This is a genomic window from Prosthecobacter sp. (genome assembly GCF_034366625.1).
Classification (GTDB): Bacteria; Verrucomicrobiota; Verrucomicrobiia; order Verrucomicrobiales; family Verrucomicrobiaceae; genus Prosthecobacter.
The window spans coordinates 257,652-281,220 of record NZ_JAXMIH010000008.1; the positions used below are offsets into that span (position 1 = coordinate 257,652).

Below are 23,569 nucleotides of genomic sequence, written 5' to 3' on the forward strand. Positions count from 1 at the left end.
TGAGATTACGGTGCAGGCGGCAATTCCTTCAGCCACGCGAGGTTGAAGACATAGTGGTTCTTGCTGCTGATGAGCTGGATGTGGCCATCGCGCGTCTGGGTGGCGGCGAGGTAGCCTTGCGGCTCGGCTCTCGTGTCACTGAGCTTGAACTGGCCGCGGTCGATGCCGTTGACAGTGCGCTCCGTGCCGCCGGGAGTGGCGAGACGTTTATGCGGCCATGTTTTGCCTTCATCGAAGGACAGCGCGGCGAAGAGACCAGCTCCGTTGAATTCGCCGGCCTTGCTTTGGAAGGTCAAGCCTTTAGGATTCTTCGAGTTGGCGGACAAATCAGTGAAGGAGCAGAACAGCAGCGGGCCTTCGTGCAGGCGGATGAGCACCTGACGCTGCACGCTGCTGATGGCAGGGAATTCGGTGGCCTCGTGCGTCCAGGTCTTGCCACCGTCGCTGGAGAAGCTGGCGGGCGTTTTGAAACCATACGGCTTCTGCTCGGATTCGCTGTTGAGTCGGCCAAAGCTCATCAAGCGGCCATCGCCCAGCTCGACGATGGGCGCGTGGATACCCGCATGACGTACGGCGCTGCCGTTTCGATGCGCGAGCTTCTTGTCCGCGATGACCTCCGAGGTCCATGTCTTGCCGCCGTCACTGCTTTTCGTGAGACTGACGGTGGTGGTGTCCTGAGTCATCAAAATCGTGCCGTCGCGAGTGCGGAGGAGCTGGTTGCCGATCTCGCTCCAGGGCTGGATGATCTGCGCCTTCGTCCACGTCACACCGTTGTCGGTGCTGCTGCGCACGATGTTCTCACGCAGACCGCGGGCGAGGTGGAAGATCGTCTTGTCGCCGTCCCACCAGAGTTTCGGCGCGTGATCATTCACATCCGCGCCATCCCAAAAGAGCGACGCAGGCTCCCACTCGGTCGATCCACGACGCAAGCGGCTGGCGAGGTTGTTCAGCTCGGTGCCTGCTTCATCGACGCAGGAATACCACACCGCGAGCAGATCACCGTTCGGGCATTCGATGATGGCGGGGCTGTGATTGTGCCAGGAATACAGCGCGCCGGATGAGTTCGGCGGGATGATGACGAAGGGCTTCGGCCCATCGAAGAAAGGCACATGCTGCGGCGGCATCTCGATCTTCGCGGGAGTTTGAGAGACATTCTGCGCGTGCAGTTGCGGGGCGGGTAGAGGGAGTTTCGTGCTCTTCGGCCATTCACCGAGCACGACGCGGAAGCCTGTCTTCTCACTCTGCGTGTCCGGCAGCCATGCGGTGCGATTTGCTGAGCGGAGCAACCGCGTTTGCTGCGAATGACTGCCGCCACGGATCACGCGGAAGTCGCCGTCGATGCGACCGAGCGAATCCGTCTGCTCGCCTGCTTCATAAGGCCCGTACCAGTCCGCGCACCACTCGGAAACGTTGCCGTGCATGTCATGAAGGCCCCATGCATTCGCGGGCGTTTGTGCGACACGCAGCGTGAGTTTTTCTTTCGCAGGGCGAAACTCAGGCGGCAGCCCGGCGGGGAAGAAGCGCTCACGCAAGCCGATGTCGCTCGGCCATTGATGAAAGCCTGCTGGCAGCGCGTCTCCGGTGTGAAACAACGTCGCGGTACTCGCACGGCATGCAAATTCCCATTCCGCCTCGGTCGGCAGGCGATACGTTTTGCCTTCTTTCTGCGACAGCCACTCGCAGAACTTCACGGCATCGTTCCAAGTCAGTCCCGCCGCCGCATCATCATCGGCTCCACGACCATGCTTCGGCTGAAATTGTCGATACTGAACCTGTGTCACCTCCGTGGCGCTCAGGTGGAACGCCTGCGTGATCGTCACGCGATGCGCGGGCTTCTCATCCCAGTCGGCATCGTCGAACTTCTCCGCATGCTTCTTCACGTTGTAGTCCGCCGCAGGCCCATCCTGCCCCATGATGTAGCTGCCGGGTGAGATCGGCACGAGTTTCATGCCGATGGAGTTGGTGATGGTCTGGGCATGGAGAGCCGTGGTGATCAAAAAGGCGGCGAGTAGATGTTTCATGTGAGAACTGGAACGGAGGGGGCTGGCGAACTGTAGCTACCGATGCCGGATCACTTGTCCCTGGCTTTGGAGCAGGCGTTGAAGGTCTGGAACCGCCGCCTTGCGCGGCTCAATCTTGTTTTGAATCGCCAGATGCGCAGCGATTCCAGCAGCCTGGCCGAGGCACATCCATGTCGGCTCCATGCGGATGCTGGAGAATGCGACGTGCGTGGTGCTGGCGGCGACGGGGACGATGAGGCCGTCGATCTTCTCCGGGATCATGATGCGATACGGGATCTCGTAAGGCCGCGTGATGTAGTCGAGCATGCCGAGGTAGCCTTCGAGCACGAGCGTGTCGCCAGGCTGGCGCTTGCGGCAGGGGAAGCTGTCGATGGGAAACTCGCCGACGGCGATGCTGTCGGCGTGATGCTTTGGTTCCTGGCCTTTGCCCGTGATGTCGTGCTGCGTGAGCGTGTATTCGCCGACGAGGCGGCGTCCTTCGCGCACATAGAGCTGCCAGGGGAAGTGCGCGTTGTCGGTGAACTCGTCCTTTGGCAAATGCATCTCGTTCGCCAGCTTGCGATGAGCCTCGGGCACCTCGGGATCGTTCTGCAAAAACCACAGCAGACCAAGCACTAGGCTGCGATGTCGCTGACGGATGCGTTCACGCGTGGCTTTATCGCCTTCGATATAGCCGCGATTTTCCTCGGGAAAGGGAAAGCCAAGCGGACGCGGATTGATGTTCACATCACACTTGTGGTTCGGGATGTCGGCGACCGACAAAGCGCGCACCAGCGTGTCGAAATGCTTCGGATTGTAGCCACGTCCTGGCTTGAAGACCTTCGGCCCGGCGAGGCGGCCTGCTTTGAGATCATCGAAGTATCCGAGGTAATCTTTTAGATCATAGCCCACAGGAGGCTCGGTCAGGCGATGCGCGTTCTGCGGATCCTTGGTCAAACAAAGCCGGTAGGTGTAGGCGGGCAGATCAGGAGCAGCTTCGCCCGTGCTGCCGGGCAGAAACTCATGCGCCTGATAGTCGAAATAGACGACGCCCGCGTGTTCCTCGCCGAACTCGGCTTTCGACTCGCGACCGAGTCGAAACTTCGCTCCCGCAGCGGCATACAAATCACCTTCGTAAGTAGCATCGATGAAGACTTTGCCCTCCAACCGCTTCTCCGTGCCGTTTTGCCGATTCACGACCGTGATGCCTCGCAGCTTGTTTTCGCTGACGTGAGCCGATTGGAGCCTCCAGCCCTTCCAAACCGTGATTTTCGCCTCCTTGGCGAGCATCGTCTCGAAGACCTTCTCCGCCACATGCGGCTCCGCGTAGTAGCCATCCTGGCAGAGCTTCGTGTGCTCGTGCTCGGGGCCGTATTTCGTGACGTAGTGCTCCCGCACTCCTGCAACGAACTCCTTGAAGAGGCCGCCGATCATCGCGCGGTTTTCGATGTCGCTCTTGCCCAGCCCACTCGTCGTCATGCCGCCGATGTGGTCGTTGTAATCGACCAGCATGACCTTACGTCCCATGCGCGCTGCTGAAATGGCCGCAGCGATGCCGCTCGGCGTGCCGCCGTAGATAACGATGTCCTGCGCGATGGATTGGCCGCAAAAGAACACAGATAGGGCAACGATGATCTTGATCCGCCCCATATTGGTTCTTTTGCGGCTAAAAACAGGCGCAGCAGCTTAGGCCAGCTTGTAGCAATCCGCCCACTCGGCGCGGGGAGGCGGGCCTGAAAGGCGGGCGTTCGCCTCGTCGTTGCCGATGAAGCGCTTCGTTTTCGGGTCGAACTGGAGATCGACGTTCAAATACTCGGCGATGGTGCCGAGGTTCAACACCTGGGTGAGCAAGCCGGAGATGCTGAAGGGCGATTCGGTCGTGCCTTCGCCCATGCAGGCGTTGATGAAGCTGTCGAAGTGATTGCGCTTCAATGCATGCAGCCCCATGGCGTCTTTGAACTCCACCATCTTCGATCGTGGATACAAGAGGGAGTGACGATCATGCGAGCCGCGCTGGACGAGGTAGTCGCCTTGTTTGCGATGCAGGAGTGATCCAGCACCGCCGGGATTTGGGATCACGATTTTACCGTCGGGGCCAGGGTCGCCAAATTTCTCTTCGATGTCGAACTTGGTGTCGCCACCAGCTTTCCAGTGAAGCTCCACAGCAGGAAATTTCTCGCCACGGGCCGGGAACTCGAAGCGAATATCCGAGCTGAGCGGATAGCTCACCCGATTGTAATCCGCGAGCGCCAGCGGCGTGATACGGGTGGGCAGGCCAAGCTTCAGATGGTGATGGGCAAAGTCGATGATGTGCGCGCCCCAGTCGCCAAACATGCCGCCGCCATAGAGGTGGAAGCCGCGCCAGTTGAAGGGGTGATACATCTTGCTGTAGGGCTTCACTTCCTGCGGACCACACCACAGGTCCCAGTTCAGCGAATCGGGTTTCGGCTCCTCCGCTGGATAGCCCTTCACTAGCGCACGCTCCGTCGCATTCATGAACCACAGCGAGGGCGATTTCCACGCGTCGATCTTCACAATGTCATCCACGATGCCCGCCGCGAGCATTTGCTTGAACTGCTCCGCGCCAGCGGAGGTGTGACCTTGATTGCCCATCTGCGTCACCACTTTGAACTTCTTCTCGGCACGCATGAGGATCTCCGCTTCTTCAAAAGTGTGCGTCAGCGGCTTCTCCACATACACATGCTTGCCGAGCGCCATCGCGCTGATCGCGGCGGTGAAGTGCGTGTGGTCCGGCGTCACCACGCTGACGGCGTCGATGTCCTTTCCCATCTTGTCCAGCATCTCGCGGAAGTCGTGGAAGCGCTTCACATCCGGGAAAGCCGTCAGGTTCTTCTCCAAGCTCTTCGCCGTGACAAAATCCACATCCGTGAACGCCACCGGCGTGGCGATGCCACCCGCCGTAAGTCCCGGAATGACGCTGCCCGCCCGCCCACCGATGCCGATGCAGCCCAGATTGATGCGTCGGCTCGGCGGCAGCTTGGGATTGTCAGCCGCGCGTGCGCTGGTCAGGTAAGCGGGAAGAAACGTGAAGCCGAATCCTGCGGCGACAGATTGTTTGACGAATCCGCGGCGGGATGATGGAGGGGCTGTCTCAGTTGTTTTCATGGTTCAGTAGAAAGGGCGAAGTGAGCAGGGTAATTGTCCGGCGGAAAAAATGCCAGCATTGAATCCTTCTGGTGGGGTAAGCAGACGTGGCGTCACTTGCGGGGATAAGGCCCAAGATGCTCATGCGCGATGAGCCAGCGGCCATCGACCTTGCGCAGAATGGAGGTGCCGCGACCGCCGCCGGAGGCTTCCAGGCCGCTGATGAGGCCCTTCCAGCGAAACTCGTAGTGACAAGTGGCCACATCATCCGTGACGGCAGTCCACGCGATGTCGTGCAGGCTGAAAACCTCGTTCTCAATCAGCTTGACGGTCTTCTCGAAAGCCGCCTTGGCCGCTGCTTTGCCGACAAAGGTGTCCTCCGTGAAAATGAACACGGCATCCTCGGTGACACACGGTGCGATCTGCGCCCACGAGTGCGTGTTGAGCTTTTCGATGTAGGTCGTGAGAGCCGTTTCGTGGTTCATGATGGTGTCAGCCGCTGAGAGTGGTGGGAGCAGGGAGAGGAGGGCGCAGGCGATGGATTTCATGAGATGAGCGTAGCTTCGATTGGCAATCGAATCATGGGTCGGACGGCTTCGATTGCCAATCGAAGCTACGGTGCCGCCGTGCCTTCCAATAGGCCGCAAGGTGGTAAACGAGACCACAACTGGCGTTGTGTGTGTAATCGAAGCTGCCGAGGAGATTTTGAAGCGAGGTTTTCTCTTCGGCGGTGAGTGTCGGTGAATCGCCCATGAGCAAAATGAGCGCGGATTCGCCCGCTTCACGCGTCAGATGCCAGATTTCTCGAAACGGTCCCCACTGCGGGTTCGGGTAGCCTTTTTGGTTCTTCCACTCGGGAACCTTGCGCCAGTCGGGGCCGAGCATTCGCATGTCCTCGGGACTCTTTTTCGCGATTTTGGCCAGGACGCTGATGAAGCGCTTCGCGGCCAGATCGCGGACGTGGATCATGCGCTGGTGAATCGTGGCTTTGAGCGCCGCATCGGGTTCCAATGCGTGGAGCACCTCCAACGAGCACTGCATTTGCAGCAAGGCGTAGGCGGGCTTCTGCTCGCCGGGATTGGCGGACTGCTCAATGGCATCGGCGGCATACTTTCGCCATTGCTCGCGATACCGCTCCTCGCGCGTCACGTCCCACGCGGTGGCGTAGATCATCGGCAGTCGCGCCGCTTCATGCGGCTGCACGTTCCACATGCGACAGATGCCCAGCGGGCAGCGCGTGCCATCGGCGCGAAGGAAGTCGTAATCGTTCTCTGGCGTGACGGTCTCGATCATCCGCTCGGCCACATCGGCGAGGATGACGCGGATTTGCGGCTTCGTGGTCTCATCCGCCAGCGGGCTGTGAAAATACTGCCACAGGCCGTGGACGAAGTGCGTCACCTGATCGCGTGACGAGTTGATGTAAACGCTCTTCGCGTCTTCAGGGCAGACGTTGCGGGCCACATAGCCGCGCACGCCATGCACGGTGACGCACCGTTTGAGTCCAGCGAAAACGTTCGCAGCTTTCTCGCGCAATGATTCATCCTTCGTGACCTCAAATCGGTCACACAGCACGCTGAGCATCGCACCGCCAAGGATCGCGCCGTCTTCCATGCCGGTGCTGTAGCCGCAGGGATTTGGATACTGGCGCTTCACCTCCTCCGCAGTTGGCAAATGGGCTTGTTCTTTGCCTTTGTCATAGCTGCTGAGGTAGTCGCCAAAAGTCTGCACCTGCGGCAGATAAAAGCGTGTCCAGACCATGTCCCAGGCTCGCTCGATGTTCGAAGCGACTTCCTGCGCATGAGTGAGTGCGGCGGAGATCAGGAGCAGGTTGGCGATGAGGAAGCTTTTCATGGGAGAAGACGGCAGACGAGCCGCGTTGAAAGCATAGCCATGATGAAACACCCCACACGTCGAAAACTGCTCCAGGTCGCCATCTCCGGTGTCTCGGGCCTCTGGGCCGGAAATCGTCTGCACGCAGCGGAGGCTGATCCACGCGTGCGCGGACCCTTTCCGATCCTCTCGACACCGTTCACCGAATCTGGCGCGGTGGACTATGAGGTGCTGGCGAATCAAGCCCGCTTCGTGGACTGGGGCGGCTGTCCCGGCATGATCTGGCCGCAGTCGGGCGATAGTGTGGACCTCTTAACCATGGACGAAAAACTGCGCGGCATGGAGGTGCTGGCGGAGACTTCACGCGGATTCAAGACATCAGCGCTTTGCCTTGGTGTGCAGGGCAAAGACACGGAAGAGATGCTCGTGTATGCCCGACATGCTGAAAAGCTCGCGCCCACCGCCATCATCTCGCGTCCGCCGGACTCGGGACGCACGGAAGACGACCTGCGGCAGTATTGGCGTGAGCTGGCGAAGATTGCGAAGAGGCCGGTGCTCTTCCAAACAACCGGTGGTGTGGCTTACAAAGGCCCGGTGCCTTCCGTGAAGCTCATGATTGAGTTGGCGAAGGAGTTTCCCCACTTCGGCTACATCAAAGAAGAAGCCGCGCCCATCATCGCGCGCACTAAGGAGCTGTGCGCCGCTAAGCCCACGATCCGCCGCGTTTTTAGCGCCCGTGGAGCCCATGGCTGGCTCTACGAGTCCCACCTCGGCACCGAAGGACTCATCACCGAACGCGCTGTCTATGCCGACGTGCTCACCCGCATCTGGGATCTCATGCAAAGCAGCAAAGACCCCGACACCGTTCGCGACATCTACGCGAAGCTGCTGCTCCTCTTCAATCTCGGCCAGCATCTCCCCGGCGGCGACCTGCGCGGCTTCCAGCTTCACCTGTGGAAGAAGCGCGGTGTCTTCAAAAACATGATCTCCCGCCAATACGGCCCGAATCGCAGCATTCCGGACAAACCGATCTTCTCCGAACTGAATCTGACAGCCGATGAGATCGCCGAGATCGACTTCCGCTTTGAAGCGCTGCGGCCGTATTTGAAGGCAGAGCGGAGGTAGCGCGAGCAAAGTGATTTCACGGGATCCAAACTGTGGGAGGCGCTGTGGCGGACACCCTCTTCTCCCGATTGATGTCCAAAAACAGTTCACCATCGACAGAGGAGTGATGTATGGACACTGCTTGCCCTCAAGCTCATGACAGCCACAAACGCATCTCAAAATCTACGACAGACTATTCTGTCCTTGTTTCTCCTTTGCGTGATCTCGCTGTCAGTGCGTGCTGAGCAAGACCAAGTAGCGATGCTACTCCACGAGCGCACTTGCGCAACTCTTCAGGGGCACTTGGAACAATACGTTCTGGATGTGGAAACACGCTTCCCGGTGAAATTGCAGGTCATCAAAGGCCAATGGAAAACGCCCGAAGAGGTCCGTGAGGCCATCAAGAGCCTGCATCGCGAAAAGGCCATTTCGGGCGTCATCCTCGTCGGTGCGATGCCGATGCATCGTTTCTTCATGCACGAGCATGCCAATCCGAATCCGGTGTATTTTGAAGACTTTGAGCTGCGGTTCGTGGATAAGAACAAGGACGGCGTGGACGACGCCTACGAGGGCAAACCTCAACTCAAGCTTTGGGTCGCCAACATCCGTGCGAGCGAGAAGGAGCGAGATGACGACCTTCCCGGCCTGCGCCGTTTCTTTGCCAAAACGCACGACTACTACACCGGCAAGGCGGTGCCGGAACTCCGCACCCTCTTCTTCAGCACCGACGTCAGCACGACCGATTGGACGGGGCCGGGTGATTGGTTTAAGCGGCGCGGTGGCACCCGTTTTTCCGAGCCAGGGGATGTGACGTTGTTGACGGGAAAGGCATGCACGCACCAAGCCGCCTTGGAGGCATTCAAGAAGCACAGTTACTCGCTCACATGCGTGGGCGTTCACTCGGATGAAACGGGTCACGCCTTGGCTGATGAGGATCTCATGGCGCATGAGATCGCCGACTTTAAAACCGGATCGCTCATCACGATCAACCATGGATGCTTCACCGCGAACTGGAACAAGACCGAACACGATGACAACGGGCCGAATTGCGGACTGAGCTGGGTTTTTGGCAAGCATCTTGGCCAGGCAGCCGTCGCTCAGGTCCGCAGCGGTGGAGTCGGGTTCGATGATCTCATCTACGAGCGCCTGCGCGTCGGAGACTACCTCGGAAAGGCTTATCTGCCCTGCAAGCAAGCGCATGAAATCGAAGCCCATCCCGGTGATCACGCTCCGGGTGACATCGTCTCAGGCATTCTCATGATCGGGAACCCTTTCCTGGGGCTGAAACCGGTGAAACGCGAGATCAATACGCGTCTGGTGATCAAAAAGGCAGTTTACGGCGATCTGGCCAACAACACTGTGGTCAACGTGACGCAGAAGGTGGCGGATTGGATCGAGGATTCGCTCACTGTTGAAGCCACCGCTGAAAACTTTGGTGACCCAGCGAATGGCATCGAAAAGCAATTGAAGGTCGATTACACCCTGGATGGCGTCGATGGAACAATGCTCGTCGAAGAGGGGCAGCTCTTGAAGCTCCGCAAGTGACTGCGCTCCACCATCGACGACACGATCAGCCTTGAACGCATCTCCTGCTTATCACCCATGAAGAACATCACGTCTTTTTGCATCGCCATCCTTGTGACCATATCGCTTCTCCAGACTAGAGAAGTTCGCGCGGAGTCACCAGTGACCACGCCATCCATCAAAGAGCGTGGCATTGTCTCCGAGGGAGATTGGAGCCGATTGGCCGCTGTTTTGGCGAAGGCGCGTCGTGGTGAAGAGATTTGCGTCGCGGCTATCGGTGGATCGATCACCGCTGGCGGCTTGCAGACGAAAGACCCGAAGAACCGCTACATCGCCCGTGTTGCGGATTGGTTCACGACGTCCTTCCCCAAGGCCAAGGTGCGATTTGTCAATGCGGGCATCGGTGGCACCAACTCGCTCTACGGCGCCATGCGGGTGCAACGAGATGTGCTGAGCAAGAAGCCTGACCTCGTCATTGTGGAGTATGCCGTGAACGACAATCACCCCGTGCCGATGTTCTGGGACAGTTACGAGGGGGTGCTGAGGCAGATTCTTCGCGAGCCTCAGCAGCCAGCCGTCGTGCAATTGTTCTTCATGCAACGAAAGGGAGAAAACGCCCAGGCAACGCAGCAGATGCTCGGCCGTCATTACGATCTGCCGATGGTCAGCTTTCGCGATGCTTGGTGGCCGGAGATCTACAGCGGACGCACCAAGTGGGAAGTGATGTATGCCGATGTGGTGCATCCGAACGACACCGGGCATATCCTCGCCTCCGAGCTTTTGATTGCTCTGCTCAATGACGTGAATGCCAAGCCCGCCCCCAGCGCCACAGCGATCCGTGCGGACCTTCCGTCGCCCATGATCTCCGAGCTTTTCGCCCATTGTCGCTATGCGCAATACGCCGACCTGAAACCGACTCAAAACAGCGGCTGGACCCGATCCTCAGACGGCAACAAATGGGAATGCCCCACAAGGACCGATGGAGCCATCGAGTTTGGTTTTTCCGGCAAGCTGCTCTTTGTAGGATACGACATCGATAAGGAAGCCGAGCCCTTAACCACCTTCTCCATCGACGGAGGCAAGTCGCAGCTTTTGAAAAGCAGTCCCAACCGCTTACCGCTCGCGGAGGATTTGCCCTCAGGCCAGCACCGCGTCCGCATCGAGTTCGCAGGCAGCAAGGCCCCGCAAGGAACCACCAAGGTGCGCATCTGGGCGGTCGGTGCCGCCGGGGCTCCAGAATGAGAGCCTGCACTTGCAGCCATCAATTTACATCAGGTCTTCGATTGCCAATCGACGCTACTTCACGAGCGGTTTGTCCGGCATCTTGATCGCATCCACATCGCTGAGCTTCACTTTCAGCATCTCGACAGTTTGTTTGCCACTAGCGAAGGCGATGAACAAACTGTCACCATGCTCAATGACGTGCGGGTAGTCGATGTGACGGCCGCCGACGAGATAGAGCATTTTGGTGAAGATGAGGCCGTCATCACTGATGGAGAGCGTGAGCGGATCGCGCTTCTTCGGGTTGGGATTCGAGATGAGGACGTAGCGGCCGTCGCGGAGGCGCAGACCGCTGATTTTGGAGGTGGCGTCGGGGAAGTTCGTCTTCTGCGGTGTGCTCCAGGTGCGGCCGTCGTCAGTGGAAAAGGCGCGATAAAGAAACCCGCTGCGGCGATTGTCACGGAAGACGGCAGTGAGGGTGTTGCCCGGCAAAATCCACCAATCGGGTTCCTCGGCCTTCAACTCCGATGCGCTGCCGAGCACGGGGAAGGACTGCCAGTCGCTGAGCGACTTCACACCGCCGACGAGGAAATGCACGCCGCTGGTTTTGTAGTCGTGCATGCGGCGCGACATCATCCAGTCTCCGGTGCTCAGTTTGAGCGGTGGGAAGTTGTTGATGGTGTTTTTGAAGACCACGCCCGCGTCTTCCCAGTCCGCGCTGGCCTTGTGATAGCGAAAAGCGCGTAGTTCCAGACTTTTGCCGAAAAAGCCGGCGGCCTCATCGAGCGAGGCGAGCGCCAGCAACTCGCCATCGCGCTTCCAGAAGCCGCGCGAGATCCAGCGCATGCCTTTGTCCGTGCGCGTGCCGTAGTGAGGCGAATTCGGTCCTGAGTTCGGCGGCACGGGCGTGAGGAACTGGGGTTCGTTCCAGTTCAGGCCGTCGGGGCTGGTCGCATACTTCACGCGTTGTCCCACGCGGTCCTCGATACCAGGTCCATCGCTCCACATCGCCCAGAACTGGCCATCGTGATGCGCGAGGTAGTTGTGCTGGTTCACGCCGCCCGACTTTTTGTCGAGTTTAGTCGGATCATTGCCCTTGGCGGTCACGTAGTTGATCACGACATGCTCGCTCGGCAAGCGAGGAAGCGAAGCGAAGTCGAGCTGATGCGGATTCTCCGGCAGCCACGGGCCGGAGAGCATCACCAGTGATGCAGGATCAGGGGAGGCAAGTGCAGACGCCGCAAAAAACGCGAGGAGGAGCGTTTTCATGATGGGAAGTGGGTTACTGCGGCCACTGGCCGTCTGTGATGGGCTTGGTGGTCAGCCTGGCGGGATCGAGCACGACATGCTTCACCTTCTTGCGCTGCCAGGTGTAAGTGATGTGGACGAGGCCGTCCTTGGTCTGGATGATCGCGGGGTAGCTGAATTCCTTCTTCGGCTCGTCTTCAAAGACCAGCGCGGCCTCCCAGGTCTTTCCATCCTTGCTCACGGCGAGGTTCAGCGGGCTGCGGCCTCTCGCGGTATGATTGTAGATGAGCAGATGGCGGCCATCGGAGAGAGTGACAGCATCGGTGCCGGAGTTCGGATTCGGCAACTCAGTGAGCGAAATCTCGCCCCAGGTCTTGCCGGCGTCCTCGGAGGTGATTTGGAAGACTTTGCCCTGCTTGGAACGGCCCAGCGCCATGAGCTTGTCGCCACCGAAGTCGAGGATGCTCGGCTGAATGGCACCGACGGTGACGCCATCGTGTAACAGCTCCGTGCGCTGCCAGGTTTTGCCCAGATCGCTGCTACGCTCGAAGTAGATGGCCCACTTGCTGGGCTTTTCATCGGTTTCGTTGCTCGTGGGGCAAAGGATGTCGCCATTGGGCAACTGCACCGGTTTGTTCTTGATGGAGCCGAAGATGCCTTTCGGCAGCCTGCTGGCCGCTGACCATGTTTTGCCTCCATCCGAGGAGGTTTTCAGCTCTCCCCACCAGGTGCTCGGCGATGGGCCGACTTTGTAGAAAAGCATCAACGGCGCTTCACGCGGCTGAAACAGCACGGGATTCCAAGTCGGATGCCGTGTGCCATCAGTCTGCACACCATTCGCCGTTTCGACGCCTTCGGTCCATTTCCCATCGACGAGCCGCGAGACCCAGATGCAGACGTCCGGGTTCTTTTCCGCCGTGCCGCCGAACCACGCAGAAACAAGGCCCGTGGGTGTCTCGGTGATCGTTGTCGCGTGGATCGACGGATATGGGCCGATGTCGTAGATGTATTCGGTTTTCAAAATGGCGGGATCAGCGGCCTGAAGTTGCACCGCAGTGAGGAGGAGAACACAAAGGAGAGATTTCATGATGAGGAGTTACAAGAGGCCGAGCGTGGTGAGTCTTTCACGAATGATCTGTCGCTCGGCATCTCGGAAGCGATGAAACGGCTCGGCCATGTGGTCTTCGCAGATGCCGAGGAGGCTGAGGGCGCATTTGATGCCTTTGATGATGGCCGATTTGTGACGACCGACGGTGTAGATGCTGCCGGCAAGTTGCATGACTTGGGCGTGGAGTTCGCGTGTGCGTTTCAAATCCTGCGCGGCGGCGGCTTGGTACATCTGCACGTAGAGTTTTGGGTGCAGATTGGCGCCGCCATTGATGCCGCCATGACCGCCGAGCAGCACGGCTTCGGCGGTGAGCTCCTCAGGGCCGACGAGCACACTCCAGTCGGCGCGTTGCTTGGCGACTTCGATCAAGCGGTGGAAGTAGATCATGTCGCACGAGCTGTCTTTGACGCCGCAGACTCCGGGCATGTCCAAAGCACGACGCACGAGATCGATCTCGAAGCTCACCTTGGTCAAACCGGGCATGTTGTAGAGAAACAGCGGCAGCGGCATCTCGGCGACGAGATCCTGCACATACTCGAGCATCTCCGGCGGCGCGGCAGGGAAGTAATACGGCGGCGCGAGCACCACATGCGTGGCTCCGGCGTCGGCGGAGTATTTGGCGAGGTTCACGCTTTCCGTGAACGACGTATCCGTGATGCCTACAAGCACTGGCACGCGGTTTTTCGTGAGCTGGCAGGTCTTTTCGATCAGCTCACGACGCAGACGATAGCTGAGGCTCGGCCCTTCTCCGGTGGTGCCGAGAATGAACAGGCCGGACACGCCGCCGCTGATGAGATGTTCGATCAAGCGTTCCAAACCGGCGGCATCAAGGGTGTCACGATCACGCAAAGGAGTGATGAGGGGCGGGATGATGCCGGAGAGAGGTTGGGACATGCGGGAAAGATTAAAGATGAAGGCTGAAAGATAAAAGCCGCATTCCTGACCATCTTTGGCGCACGCTTGACGATTCTTGACTGCCCTGACATGCTCCGGTGCATGCCCGCCACAGACCAGGCCGACTACTTTTCGACGCAAGTCGTGCGCACACGCCGCTTTTTCCTGCCGGAGTGGGAAGAACGTCAGCGTGATGGGGCGACGCTCTGTCTCGTGGGCGGCGGCTGTGAATGGTGCGCGCCGGATTTCATCGTGGACCGGCAGAAGTTTCCCTTTCTGGCCTTCGAGTTTGTCTCACGCGGTCACGGCAGCGTCACACTGGCAGATCAGAGGCATGAGATCGAAGCCGGGCACGCCTTTGTGTTCGATTCCAGCACGCCGCACGTCATCCGCAGCTCGGCGGAGGAGCCGATGGTGAAGTATTTTTTCAACTTCACGGGTAAACGGGCCACGCAGATGATGAACGATCTTGATCTCGCTCCCGGCAGCGTTTTGCGCGTGGCGGATGCCTCGCGCGTGGTCACGTTGCTGGAGGAAGTGATCGATCATGCACTGCGTGGCGGCCGATTCGGCCTGCGGGCGGCCTGTGCGGCGCTGGAGCATGCGCTGGTGCTCTGCGCGGACAGTCGCCAGCCAGCAACCACGAAGATCGACCCCGCGTATGCGACATATCTGCGTTGTCGCGGCCATTTGCTGCGGAATTATCCGGTTTTGAGCAGCATCGAGCAGGCGGCGAAGGCCTGCCATGTCTCGGCGGCGTATTTTACGCGCCTGTTTCAACGCTACGACACCGAAACGCCGCTGGCGTGCCTCACGCGGCTGAAGCTGTCCCAAGCGGCGATCAAACTGCGCCAGCCAGACGCGTTGGTGAAGAGCGTGGCGGCGGAACTGGGCTACAAATCGGCAGCGCACTTCTCCCGTGCGTTCAAAGCCTGGAGCGGAAGATCGCCTCGGGGTTGAAATGCACGCGTCATCTTCCATACTCCGCCACCTTTTCCCATCGCATGCTTTCCTTCCTCAAAATCCGCAACCTGGCCCTCGTCGAAGATGTGACGTGGGAACTGGCGGCGGGGCTGGTCGGAGTCACGGGGGAGACGGGTGCGGGCAAATCGATCATCGTGGGTGCTCTGAAGCTCATTCTTGGTGAGCGGGCGGATCGCACGCTGATTCGCACGGGGCAGGATGCCTGCACGGTGGAGGCGAGTTTTCACCTCAAGGACACGCGGACGATTGACGCGGTGTTGGAGGAAGCGGGATTGGAGCCATGTCAGGACGGCGAACTGCTCATCAAACGCACGATCAGCGCCAGCGGGGCGAACAAGCAGTTTGTGAACTGTTCGCCGGTGACGATTCAAGTGTTGAAGAGCCTCGGCGAGTTTTTGGTCGATCTGCATGGTCCGCATGATCATCAGTCGCTGAATTCGCGGGAGCGGCAGCTTGAGATGCTGGACAAGTTCACCGGCATTGAGGAGCTGCTGGGCAAGTATCAGGACGCCTGGCGTCAATGGCGTGCGGCGGTGACGGAACTGGATGAACTGGAGAACTCCGAACGCGCCAGCAGCCAGCAGATCGACATGCTGAAGTTTCAGGCGAATGAAATCGCAGCGGCGAACCTCAAGGCAGGCGAAGAAGAAGAGATCGAATCGCGCCATCGCATTGCCGCCAACGGAGCACGGCTTGCCGAATTGTGCGGAGCCATCACGGGCCGACTTAGTGAGGGTGAAGGCAGTGTGATCGACGGTCTGCGCGAGATCAGCCGCAGCATCCATGAGCTGGAAAAGATCGATCCCGGCACGGTGGCGATGTTTGAGGGCTTCAAATCGGCGCAGATCGAGCTGACGGAGCTGGAGAGCAGCGTGGAGGACTATGCGGATGATTTGGAGACTGATCCTGCCGAACTGGACAAACTCGAAACGCGCATCCACACGATCCAGACGCTGAAACGGAAGTATGGCCGCACGATTGGCGAAATTTTGGAATTCCTGGCCGAAACAGAGCGCAAACTCGCGAAGATGGAAAATCGCGGCGAGGAGATTGCGAAGCTTCAGAAACTCGTGAAGGAGCGCGAAGCGGATGTGCAGAAGCTTGGGAAGCAAATCTCCAAGAAACGGACCGACGCGGCGCCGAAACTGGCCAGGGAGGTGGCTTCACATCTGCTCGATCTCGGCTTCAAACGCAGCGTGTTCGAGGCGCAACTCGGTGTTTTGCCAGCGCCAGAGCGCAACGGCTTGGAAGAGGTCGATTTCCTCTTCGCACCGAACCCAGGCGAGCCTGCGAAGCCGCTGCGTCTGACGGCATCAAGCGGAGAAATGTCCCGCGTGCTGCTGGCGGTGAAAAGTGCCTTGGCGAAACAGGATGCGGTGCCGTTGCTCGTGTTTGATGAGATTGATGCCAACGTCGGCGGGAACATCGCCGAGGCGGTGGGCCGCAAGATGGCTGCGCTGGGCGCGACGCATCAGGTGATCGCCATCACGCACTTCCCGCAGGTGGCATCGCTGGCGCGGAGTCACTTTGTGGTGACGAAAGAAATCACAGGGAACACGACGCGCTCGCAGATTCAGGAAGTGAGCGCGGACGAGCGCATCGAGGAACTGGCGCGCATGCTCGGCGGCAGTGCCGCGAGCGCGCGTGAGCATGCGAAGAGTTTGCTCAAAAGCGCAGCCTGAACTCAGGCCATCTGCGGTGTGCTGAGAAGCATGCGAGGCGGACGGCCTTTCACACGGCTGAGCGTGGCGCGCAGGGCGAAGGAAGCGAGCTGTGTCTGCGGGTTCCAGCCTTTGGGGGCTTTTTTGCCGGTGCTCGTCCACTTCATGCCGTCGTCAATCCACTGCTGGCGGTAATCGTCGTAGCTGATGCCTTTGTCATCATCGGTGACACCAAATTGGAAGCTGCAGCAGGCACAGATTTCCATGGAGGCGCCGCCAGCGCGGTTGCGTGGCGGCTCTGCGAGTTTGTCATAGCCGCAGACGGGGCAGGAATGAGATGTGTTTTTCATGGGTTGGTTTTCTTGACAGATTTTCGACTCATTTCAGCGAAAAGAAAAGGGTGGCGTGTGAGGACCGGGCAGCAGTTCAGCTACGTCGGAAGCGACGACGAGGATGCAAATGAACAATGAAGCAGATCCTTCCATAAACCTGAAAAGTGGCGGGGCTAACCTATGACAGCCTTAGATGATATGCGTTCAATCTGCATATCGCCCGCCGCGAGCACCGCTCATCCATTTCCACGCGCTCTCGATATGCTCACGCGGATCGAGATGAATTGCCTGCCAATGAAGGATTTCCTTCGCCCGCGACGGATTGGCGATGAGCTCGGAAGGATCGCCCGCGCGCCGCGGACCGTAATTCACAGGGATTTTTTTGCCGGTGACCGCCTCGGCCGTGGCGATGATTTCTTTGACGCTGAAGCCGCGGCCGGTGCCGAGGTTTACGGCAATGGTGTCGCCGCCCCCACGAAGGTAATTCAAGGCTAAAGCATGGGCTGAGGCGAGGTCGCAAACGTGGATGTAGTCACGGATGCAGGTGCCGTCGGGTGTGGCGTAGTCGGTGCCGAAAACGGTGATGTTTTCGATCTCGCCTGTGGCGGCCATCAGGACACGCGGGATGAGATGGGTCTCGGGATCGTGATCCTCGCCGATCTCGCCGCTTGGGTGGCAGCCGCTGGCGTTGAAGTAACGCAGGAAGACGGACTTGAGGCCCCAGGCATGTCCGCAATCGCGCAGCACGCGCTCCAGCATCCACTTGGAGGCACCGTAGGGATTCACCGGGGATTGCGGATGTGACTCGTCGATGGGGATGCGAACGGGGTCGCCATAGCTGGCGCAGGTGGAGGAAAAGATGAAACGTTTGCAGCCGTGACGCTGCATGGCCTCCAGCAGTGTGAGCGGTGCGGCAAGGTTGTTGCGGTAGTATTTGAGCGGATCGGTGACGGACTCGCCGACATAGGCGAACGCCGCGAAGTGCAGGACGGCCTCCGGCTTGTGCTCGGCGAAGATGAGCTCCATGAGCGCGGCATCGGCAAGTTCACCCTCAATGAAGGTGACACGGTCCAACGGCAATGCTTCGCGGTGTCCGAAGACGAGGTTGTCGAGGACGACGACGCGTTCGTTTTGCTCCAGCAGGTGGCGTACGGTGTGTGAGCCGATGTAACCGGCGCCGCCGGTGATGAGAAGGGTTCCTTGAGACATTGTGGAAATACAGCAGGCGATGGCAGCGGTGCCAAATAAACTTTGCCTCAAATGATCTCCGTGTTTCCCTGGGCAGGGTGAGTATTCCAAAAAATAACCCGCCTCTTTGACGCGCTTTGGGCGAGGCAAAGCGCTGTCTTTCGACAGAACCCGCAGTACAAACTCCTGGTGACACTTTTTCGTCAGCATGATATTCCATGAGTTGTGAACCGTCGCCTTTTACTCTGGCTGCTCCTTCTGCCGTTCGCCGCTGCCTTGTATTGGGCTGCGGACCGGCGAACGGGTGTGCCCGCCAAACCCGCCGTTTCATCCGGGAGTCCGCGGCCTACTGCCGGGACCGTTTCTGCGCCCCAGCCGCTGAAATCACCCGCAGCCCGAGGGGCTTCTACGGCCCCTGGCAGCACTGAGGTGGCCCGGGCTGCCAGGCAGGTCTTCTCGCGGATCGTTCTGCGTGAGAAGCCCGCCGTTCCTCCTGCCGAGCAGGCATTTCGCCAGTCACTCAAACCCCGTCGCATTCCACCAAAAGAAGCTCTGCGCATCCCGGAGGGTCAGCAATTGCGCCTGACAGTGAAAATCGCCGATGAACTCGTGGGCCGCGCCAATGATGACGGTGGTCTCAGCGTCCAAAGCTCCAGCGCCACGGTGGTCGAGGGTCTCCAACGGCTCGTTACCGCGCATGATCTGCGCTTCCGCCGTGTGCAAACGGTGAGTGATGCGCAACTGGCGGATCTCACCGAGCGCGCCGCCCGTAACAGCGGTGCCGCCCAGCCTGACCTCGCGGCGGATGTGGAGGTCATTGCGTCTGAAAACTCACGTGCGGCAATCATCGCCCTGGCCCGTGAGCTTCATGCCCTGCCAGAGATCGAGTACGCCGAGCTTGAATCTCAGGATCAACCACCGCCGCCGCCCGCCGCCGACGTTGCGCCCGTCACTCCACTGCTCGTGAGCAACCAGACTTACCGGGGTGCCAGCACTGGCGTCAATGTGGACTATGTCTGGAACACCTTTGGCGTCCGTGGTGATGGCAGCCTCCGTGTCACTGACTGCGAGTATCAATACAACCCCGATCACGAAGACCTCAGCGGGCTGGTGCAGATGCAGCCGAACCTCGTCTCAATGTACACCGGCTTTGGCGATGATCATGGCACTGCGGTGGTGGGCATCATAGCCTCAGGCTGGAACAGCTACGGCACCACCGGCAGCATGCCTGAATGTGTGACTCGTTTTTATCCTGAATTTTCCACGCTCACCACCGGCCATCAGAGCCGCTCAGCCTGTGTCACAGCGGCCATCGCCGCCTCCGCCAGCGGAGACATCGTGGTGCTGGAAATGCAGGCAAATGGCCCCGCCACTGGAACCACGGACTATGTCATGGCTGAGATCGACATCAGTGTGTGGAATGCTGTCCGGGTGGGCACGGACGCGGGCATCATCACCGTCGCCGCCGCTGGCAACGGCAACCAAAACCTCGATGACAGCGCTCTTTTCAGTGCGTACAACGCACGTGGTGACAGCGGGGCCATCATCGTGGGCGGAGGCAGCAGCGCGCGGGCAAAGCTGAGCTTCAGCACCTATGGCACGCGCGTGAATGTGCAGGGCTGGGGCGGTGGAGTCTTCACCACGGGCTATGGTGCCTACGCCACTTATGGCTCGGACCCCAATCAAGAGTACACCTCGGGATTCAGCGGCACCAGTTCCGCCACGCCCGTCGTCGCTTCCGCCGTGGCGTTGCTGCAGTCCGTTGCCATCAAGCTTCTCGGCATTAGACTCTCACCGGGAGAGTTGCGCAGCATCTTGGTAAACACAGGCCGCCCGCAAACCGGTGCTGGCGCTGCCACCACGCCCATCGGGCCGCTGCCAGAACTTGAGGCGGCTGTCGCCGCGCTTTTAGCCGCTCATCCTCCCACTTTCTCCACACTGGAAAGCTGGGGGCACTACCACCTTGCCACACCCACACCGGATCTTGCTGCGGACGTCGATCAAGATGGCTCACCGGCCCTTTTGGAATATGTCCTGGGCACCGACCCAAAAACACAGTCTGCCGCAGATCGCTCACGCCATCCCCACGTCAGCCTGGCTGCTCCTGGCGGAGGACCGTCCGTTCTGGCGCTCGACTTTCACCAGCCTGCCACCCGCACCGCTGCCATGTGGGTCGTGCAGCAATCCGACTCACTGCTGACGAACTCCTGGCAGGATCTGGTTCATGGAGTGAATGGCGTCACCATCACACGTACGGGCGATACCATTCAGGTCACGTTGCCCGCCACTGCTCAAAAGTTTCTTCGTCTCAAAGTCACGGCCAACTGATGCCCACAGCCATCACTTGGGCATCGACACCTGCACGGGATGCATGAGGTAGGCGATGAGATCGCGCACCATGTCCGGTTGAAGGGCGAGGAACAGGCCTTCGGGCATCATCGACATGGGGGACGTTTCTTGTTTGGTGATGTCGGCGCGGTCAAGGGTCAAGGTTTCGGTCACGGTGCGCAAGGTGAGTGTGCGGTCGTTCGATTCGGCGATGACGCCGCTGAGGATGCGGCCATCTTTGTGCGTGAGGAGGCTCATGCGGAAGTCGGCGCTGACCACGCCGCTGGGATCGGCGATGTTTTCGAGCAGGTAGTCGATGTTTGAGCGGCCTGAGCCGGTCAAATCGGGGCCGATCTTGCCGCCCTGGCCATACATGACGTGGCAGGCACCGCAGACGGCGGTGAAGAGCATGCGGCCCTGGCTCAGGTTCGCTTTGGCGAGCGAGTCGGGCGTGAGCTGTGCCTTCACTTTCTCGATGAGCTGTTTTTTATCGGCGGCTGATTCACGCAGCTCGCCCCAGGCTTCGGTGAGCTGTTTCGTGAGCGACTCGTCATTGAAGGAGCGAATCTGGCGGGCGTGGAAGGCGGTCAGGTCGCTGCGCGGGATTTTTCCGACGGTCATCTCGGCGAGCATGGCTTGGGCGAAGGCGGGACGTGAGACGAGCGTGTCCATGATGCTGGTGGCGAATTTGCGGTAGCTTTTGGCGAGCTGTTTGCCGATCTCCGGATCGTCGAACTGCGCCAGGCCGCGTGCGGCGGTGGTGTTGAGTGTGCGAACGTCGAGAAGCTGGGTGCAAATCGAGCGCAGATCGTCCGGGCGGGCTTCGATGAGTGTCTTGAGGGCGGATTCGCGAGCTTGGATGTCCGCTTTGTCATCGAGGGCGATTTTTTTCACGTCATCGAGCGCACGGCCGTCGCCGAAAAGGATGCTGAGATCGCGGATGAGCGGTGATTTCGAGGTGGCAATTACCTGATCCCAGTTCGCGGGCTTCGGAGCCTTGCGCAGGCCTTTGAAGGCTTCGGACATGCCTTCGAGGACTTCGTCGGATCTGTTGATGACGAGAAGCATGTTCAGCATCTCCGGCTGCGTGGCGAGGCTGCGGGCGATCCAACGCGTCACTTTGGGCCATTGGCAATCCTTCGCCAGAGCGACGAGTCCGACGGACTCATACTTCGCAAGCGGCGAGATGCCGAACCAGACCATGTGGGATAAAAACGGGTCGTTCGCGTCTTCAGTGTGCGAAAGCAGCGCTTTGGCGAGAAGAGGCCGTTTGATGACGGGAAGCCGCTGAAGCACACTGGCGAGCTGAAGGCGCACGAAGGCGGATTTGTCGTCCTTGGCCATTTTGATGAAGGCAACCAGCGCCTCTGCGTTGTCTGGATAGAACGCATTGCTAGTGGGACCTGTAATTCTATCGAGAGGCCAAGATTCAGTTAAGAAGCGAATAGCCCAGACACGCAGGTGCTCATCCTTGTCTTCGAGAAATTGACTTGGGCTTAGTTCACCCATCGAGTGCAGCATCCACAAGGCACGAAGCTTCGCAGACGTAGAGCTGTCATCACTTCTGAGAAAAGCTCGAAGCTTCGTGGAAACCCAGGAAGGCTCCGTCCCCGAGCCGATCATGCCGAGCCGGATCATACGTTCGAACCACACATTCGGGTCATGCAGCAAGCGATCCAAGTTCTCGTGAAGAGGTCCTGCCCAGTAGTCGAATGTTGGCTTCTTCGGTTCCCCATAGCTCACGCGGAAGATGCGACCGCTGGTGCGGTGGATGCCGGTGGAGTCGTGGCACTCGCCGGTGTCGCTCCAGTCGAGGATGAAGCCGCTGCCGTCGGGGCCGGTGCTGATTTCGATGCCGCGGAACCAGGGGTCGTCGCTGAGGAAGACATCGGGCTCGTGTTTGCCGACGTAGCCGCTGCCGTTGCGCTCCAGACGCTCCACATTGGCACGGCGGCCGTGCATGTTCAGCGTGAAGAGCTTGTTGCGATACTTTGCGGGCCATTGATCTCCCTGATAAATCATCATGCCGATGTGCGCGTGGCCGCCGCCGAGGCTGTTCGCCTTGCCATCGCGGCTTTCGGTCCAGCTTCCGCTGCGGTCGTAGTGGTAGTGGTCGGCGATGGTGTCGAGCTTTTCATACACGAGCGGATTCAGCGTGTTCGAATCCATAAGATGCGCACCGTGGATGAGGTGCCAGAGGTGGCCAGTGACGGTGTTGATGAAGAACATCTCGCCGTTTTGGTCCCAGTCGTGGCCCCAGGGGTTGGTGGTGCCGTGTGTGAGCACTTCGACGATTTTCTTTTCGGGATGGAAGCGCCAGATGCCGCCTTTCATCGGAATGCGTTGCTCGTCCGGTGTGCCGGGAATGCCGAGCTTGCCGGGGCAGGAGTGGCCGCAGCGGCCGTAGAGCCAGCCGTCGGGGCCAAAGCGCAGACCGTTGGCGAAGTTGTGGTAGTTGTCCTTGGCGACGGTGAAGCCATCGAGCACGACTTCGGGTTCACCATCGGGGATGTCGTCGCCATTCGCATCGGGAATGAAGAGCACCCGTGGCGGACACATCAGCCAAACACCACCGCGACCGACTTCGACGCTGGTGAGCATCTGCACGTCCTCGGTGAAGACTTTGCGCGTCTCGGCGACTCCATCCCAATCCTTGTCTTCGAGAATGATGACGCGGTCCTTCAAGCCGAGGTCGAAACGCTTCGCCCGCTCGGCGTAGGTGTAGTTTTCCGCCACCCACATGCGCCCGCGCGCATCCCAGGCCATGCCGATGGGATTTTGCACATCCGGCTCGGCGGCGAAGAGCGTGGCCTTGAAGCCCTCCGGCAGTTTGAGCGCTTTCAAAGCCTCCTGCGGTGACATGGGCGAAGGATTGCCCGGCTCGCTGTTGTAGAGCGCGGGGAAATCGGCGGCGCAGGCGAGAGAAATAGAGGCAAGAAAAGCGATTGGAGACTTCATGCAAATGACGTTCAGCATACTTTGTTTGAGAGTTGGTGCGATCAAGATTCTCCTTTTGCGAAGTGATGAGCAAGAAGTATGAAG

General features: G+C 59.5%; 17 protein-coding genes. 6 read left to right on the top strand and 11 right to left on the bottom strand.

Annotated features, from left to right (window positions below):
• Positions 1 to 5: 5 nt before the first annotated feature.
• The 5 genes from U1A53_RS09505 to U1A53_RS09525 form a co-directional block, all read right to left on the bottom strand.
• A complete protein-coding gene (locus U1A53_RS09505) occupies positions 6 to 2,021 on the bottom strand; it encodes an SUMF1/EgtB/PvdO family nonheme iron enzyme (protein ID WP_322280426.1) in 2,016 nt (671 codons plus the stop codon).
• A gap of 36 nt (positions 2,022 to 2,057) precedes the next feature.
• On the bottom strand, positions 2,058 to 3,617 hold the full coding sequence (locus tag U1A53_RS09510) for an FAD-dependent oxidoreductase (RefSeq protein WP_322280427.1): 1,560 nt from the start codon (positions 3,615 to 3,617) through the stop codon (positions 2,058 to 2,060).
• A gap of 69 nt (positions 3,618 to 3,686) precedes the next feature.
• Positions 3,687 to 5,126 carry a Gfo/Idh/MocA family oxidoreductase gene (locus tag U1A53_RS09515; protein ID WP_322280428.1) on the bottom strand — a complete coding sequence of 480 codons (1,440 nt, stop codon included), beginning with the start codon at positions 5,124 to 5,126 and terminating at the stop codon, positions 3,687 to 3,689.
• A gap of 92 nt (positions 5,127 to 5,218) precedes the next feature.
• On the bottom strand, positions 5,219 to 5,653 hold the full coding sequence (locus U1A53_RS09520) for a nuclear transport factor 2 family protein (protein WP_322280429.1): 435 nt from the start codon (positions 5,651 to 5,653) through the stop codon (positions 5,219 to 5,221).
• A 31-nt stretch (positions 5,654 to 5,684) separates the two neighbouring features.
• A complete protein-coding gene (locus U1A53_RS09525) occupies positions 5,685 to 6,956 on the bottom strand; it encodes a hypothetical protein (RefSeq protein ID WP_322280430.1) in 1,272 nt (423 codons plus the stop codon).
• Positions 6,957 to 6,995: 39 nt separating this feature from the next.
• Here U1A53_RS09525 and U1A53_RS09530 point away from each other — a divergent pair, with 39 nt between their 5' ends.
• The 3 genes from U1A53_RS09530 (at position 6,996) to U1A53_RS09540 (ending at position 10,805) form a co-directional block, all read left to right on the top strand.
• Positions 6,996 to 8,060, top strand: a complete 1,065-nt coding sequence (locus U1A53_RS09530) for a hypothetical protein (RefSeq protein WP_322280431.1) — start codon at positions 6,996 to 6,998, stop codon at positions 8,058 to 8,060.
• Between the two features lie 282 nt (positions 8,061 to 8,342).
• The gene (locus U1A53_RS09535; protein WP_322280432.1) at positions 8,343 to 9,584 is read left to right on the top strand and encodes a hypothetical protein; all 1,242 of its coding nucleotides are present in this window, start codon (positions 8,343 to 8,345) and stop codon (positions 9,582 to 9,584) included.
• A 141-nt stretch (positions 9,585 to 9,725) separates the two neighbouring features.
• Positions 9,726 to 10,805, top strand: a complete 1,080-nt coding sequence (locus tag U1A53_RS09540; protein ID WP_322280433.1) for an SGNH/GDSL hydrolase family protein — start codon at positions 9,726 to 9,728, stop codon at positions 10,803 to 10,805.
• Between the two features lie 54 nt (positions 10,806 to 10,859).
• On the opposite strand, the gene U1A53_RS09545 is transcribed toward U1A53_RS09540, so the two are convergent.
• Genes U1A53_RS09545 through U1A53_RS09555 form a run of 3 tightly spaced genes read right to left on the bottom strand, consistent with a single transcriptional unit; the run spans position 10,860 to position 14,034 of the window.
• Positions 10,860 to 12,053, bottom strand: coding sequence for an exo-alpha-sialidase (locus U1A53_RS09545; RefSeq protein ID WP_322280434.1), 1,194 nt, complete (start codon positions 12,051 to 12,053; stop codon positions 10,860 to 10,862).
• Positions 12,054 to 12,066: 13 nt separating this feature from the next.
• Positions 12,067 to 13,119, bottom strand: coding sequence for a sialidase family protein (locus U1A53_RS09550; protein WP_322280435.1), 1,053 nt, complete (start codon positions 13,117 to 13,119; stop codon positions 12,067 to 12,069).
• A 9-nt stretch (positions 13,120 to 13,128) separates the two neighbouring features.
• Positions 13,129 to 14,034: a dihydrodipicolinate synthase family protein gene (locus U1A53_RS09555; protein ID WP_322280436.1), complete on the bottom strand. Its 906-nt coding sequence runs from the start codon at positions 14,032 to 14,034 to the stop codon at positions 13,129 to 13,131.
• A gap of 102 nt (positions 14,035 to 14,136) precedes the next feature.
• On the opposite strand from U1A53_RS09555, the gene U1A53_RS09560 reads away from it, so the two are divergent.
• Together U1A53_RS09560 and recN are read left to right on the top strand one after the other, a co-directional pair.
• Complete coding sequence (locus U1A53_RS09560; RefSeq protein ID WP_322280437.1) at positions 14,137 to 14,994, top strand: AraC family transcriptional regulator; 858 nt, start codon at positions 14,137 to 14,139, stop codon at positions 14,992 to 14,994.
• Positions 14,995 to 15,038: 44 nt separating this feature from the next.
• Positions 15,039 to 16,700: a DNA repair protein RecN gene (gene recN / locus U1A53_RS09565; protein WP_322280438.1), complete on the top strand. Its 1,662-nt coding sequence runs from the start codon at positions 15,039 to 15,041 to the stop codon at positions 16,698 to 16,700.
• A 2-nt stretch (positions 16,701 to 16,702) separates the two neighbouring features.
• Here recN and U1A53_RS09570 read toward each other — a convergent pair whose 3' ends face one another.
• Together U1A53_RS09570 and galE are read right to left on the bottom strand one after the other, a co-directional pair.
• Positions 16,703 to 17,029 (bottom strand): hypothetical protein, encoded by a 327-nt coding sequence (locus U1A53_RS09570; protein WP_322280439.1) that lies wholly within the window; start codon positions 17,027 to 17,029, stop codon positions 16,703 to 16,705.
• 186 nt (positions 17,030 to 17,215) lie between these two features.
• Positions 17,216 to 18,220, bottom strand: a complete 1,005-nt coding sequence (gene galE / locus U1A53_RS09575) for a UDP-glucose 4-epimerase GalE (protein ID WP_322280440.1) — start codon at positions 18,218 to 18,220, stop codon at positions 17,216 to 17,218.
• 567 nt (positions 18,221 to 18,787) lie between these two features.
• On the opposite strand from galE, the gene U1A53_RS09580 reads away from it, so the two are divergent.
• Entirely contained in the window at positions 18,788 to 20,527 is a 1,740-nt protein-coding gene (locus U1A53_RS09580) for a S8 family serine peptidase (protein WP_322280441.1), read from the top strand.
• A 12-nt stretch (positions 20,528 to 20,539) separates the two neighbouring features.
• On the opposite strand, the gene U1A53_RS09585 is transcribed toward U1A53_RS09580, so the two are convergent.
• Positions 20,540 to 23,485 (bottom strand): PVC-type heme-binding CxxCH protein, encoded by a 2,946-nt coding sequence (locus U1A53_RS09585; protein ID WP_322280442.1) that lies wholly within the window; start codon positions 23,483 to 23,485, stop codon positions 20,540 to 20,542.
• Positions 23,486 to 23,569 lie beyond the last annotated feature (84 nt).

Bases quoted from the DNA above. Each gene is read 5' to 3' on its own strand.
- U1A53_RS09550 (WP_322280435.1), bottom strand. From the start codon at position 13,119: ATGAAATCTCTCCTTTGTGTTCTCCTCCTCACTGCGGTGCAACTTCAG.
- U1A53_RS09585 (WP_322280442.1), bottom strand. From the start codon at position 23,485: ATGAAGTCTCCAATCGCTTTTCTTGCCTCTATTTCTCTCGCCTGCGCC.
- U1A53_RS09560 (WP_322280437.1), top strand. From the start codon at position 14,137: ATGCCCGCCACAGACCAGGCCGACTACTTTTCGACGCAAGTCGTGCGC.
- U1A53_RS09530 (WP_322280431.1), top strand. From the start codon at position 6,996: ATGATGAAACACCCCACACGTCGAAAACTGCTCCAGGTCGCCATCTCC.
- U1A53_RS09520 (WP_322280429.1), bottom strand. From the start codon at position 5,653: ATGAAATCCATCGCCTGCGCCCTCCTCTCCCTGCTCCCACCACTCTCA.
- U1A53_RS09545 (WP_322280434.1), bottom strand. From the start codon at position 12,053: ATGAAAACGCTCCTCCTCGCGTTTTTTGCGGCGTCTGCACTTGCCTCC.
- U1A53_RS09505 (WP_322280426.1), bottom strand. From the start codon at position 2,021: ATGAAACATCTACTCGCCGCCTTTTTGATCACCACGGCTCTCCATGCC.
- U1A53_RS09555 (WP_322280436.1), bottom strand. From the start codon at position 14,034: ATGTCCCAACCTCTCTCCGGCATCATCCCGCCCCTCATCACTCCTTTG.
- U1A53_RS09525 (WP_322280430.1), bottom strand. From the start codon at position 6,956: ATGAAAAGCTTCCTCATCGCCAACCTGCTCCTGATCTCCGCCGCACTC.
- galE (WP_322280440.1), bottom strand. From the start codon at position 18,220: ATGTCTCAAGGAACCCTTCTCATCACCGGCGGCGCCGGTTACATCGGC.
- U1A53_RS09515 (WP_322280428.1), bottom strand. From the start codon at position 5,126: ATGAAAACAACTGAGACAGCCCCTCCATCATCCCGCCGCGGATTCGTC.
- recN (WP_322280438.1), top strand. From the start codon at position 15,039: ATGCTTTCCTTCCTCAAAATCCGCAACCTGGCCCTCGTCGAAGATGTG.
- U1A53_RS09570 (WP_322280439.1), bottom strand. From the start codon at position 17,029: ATGAAAAACACATCTCATTCCTGCCCCGTCTGCGGCTATGACAAACTC.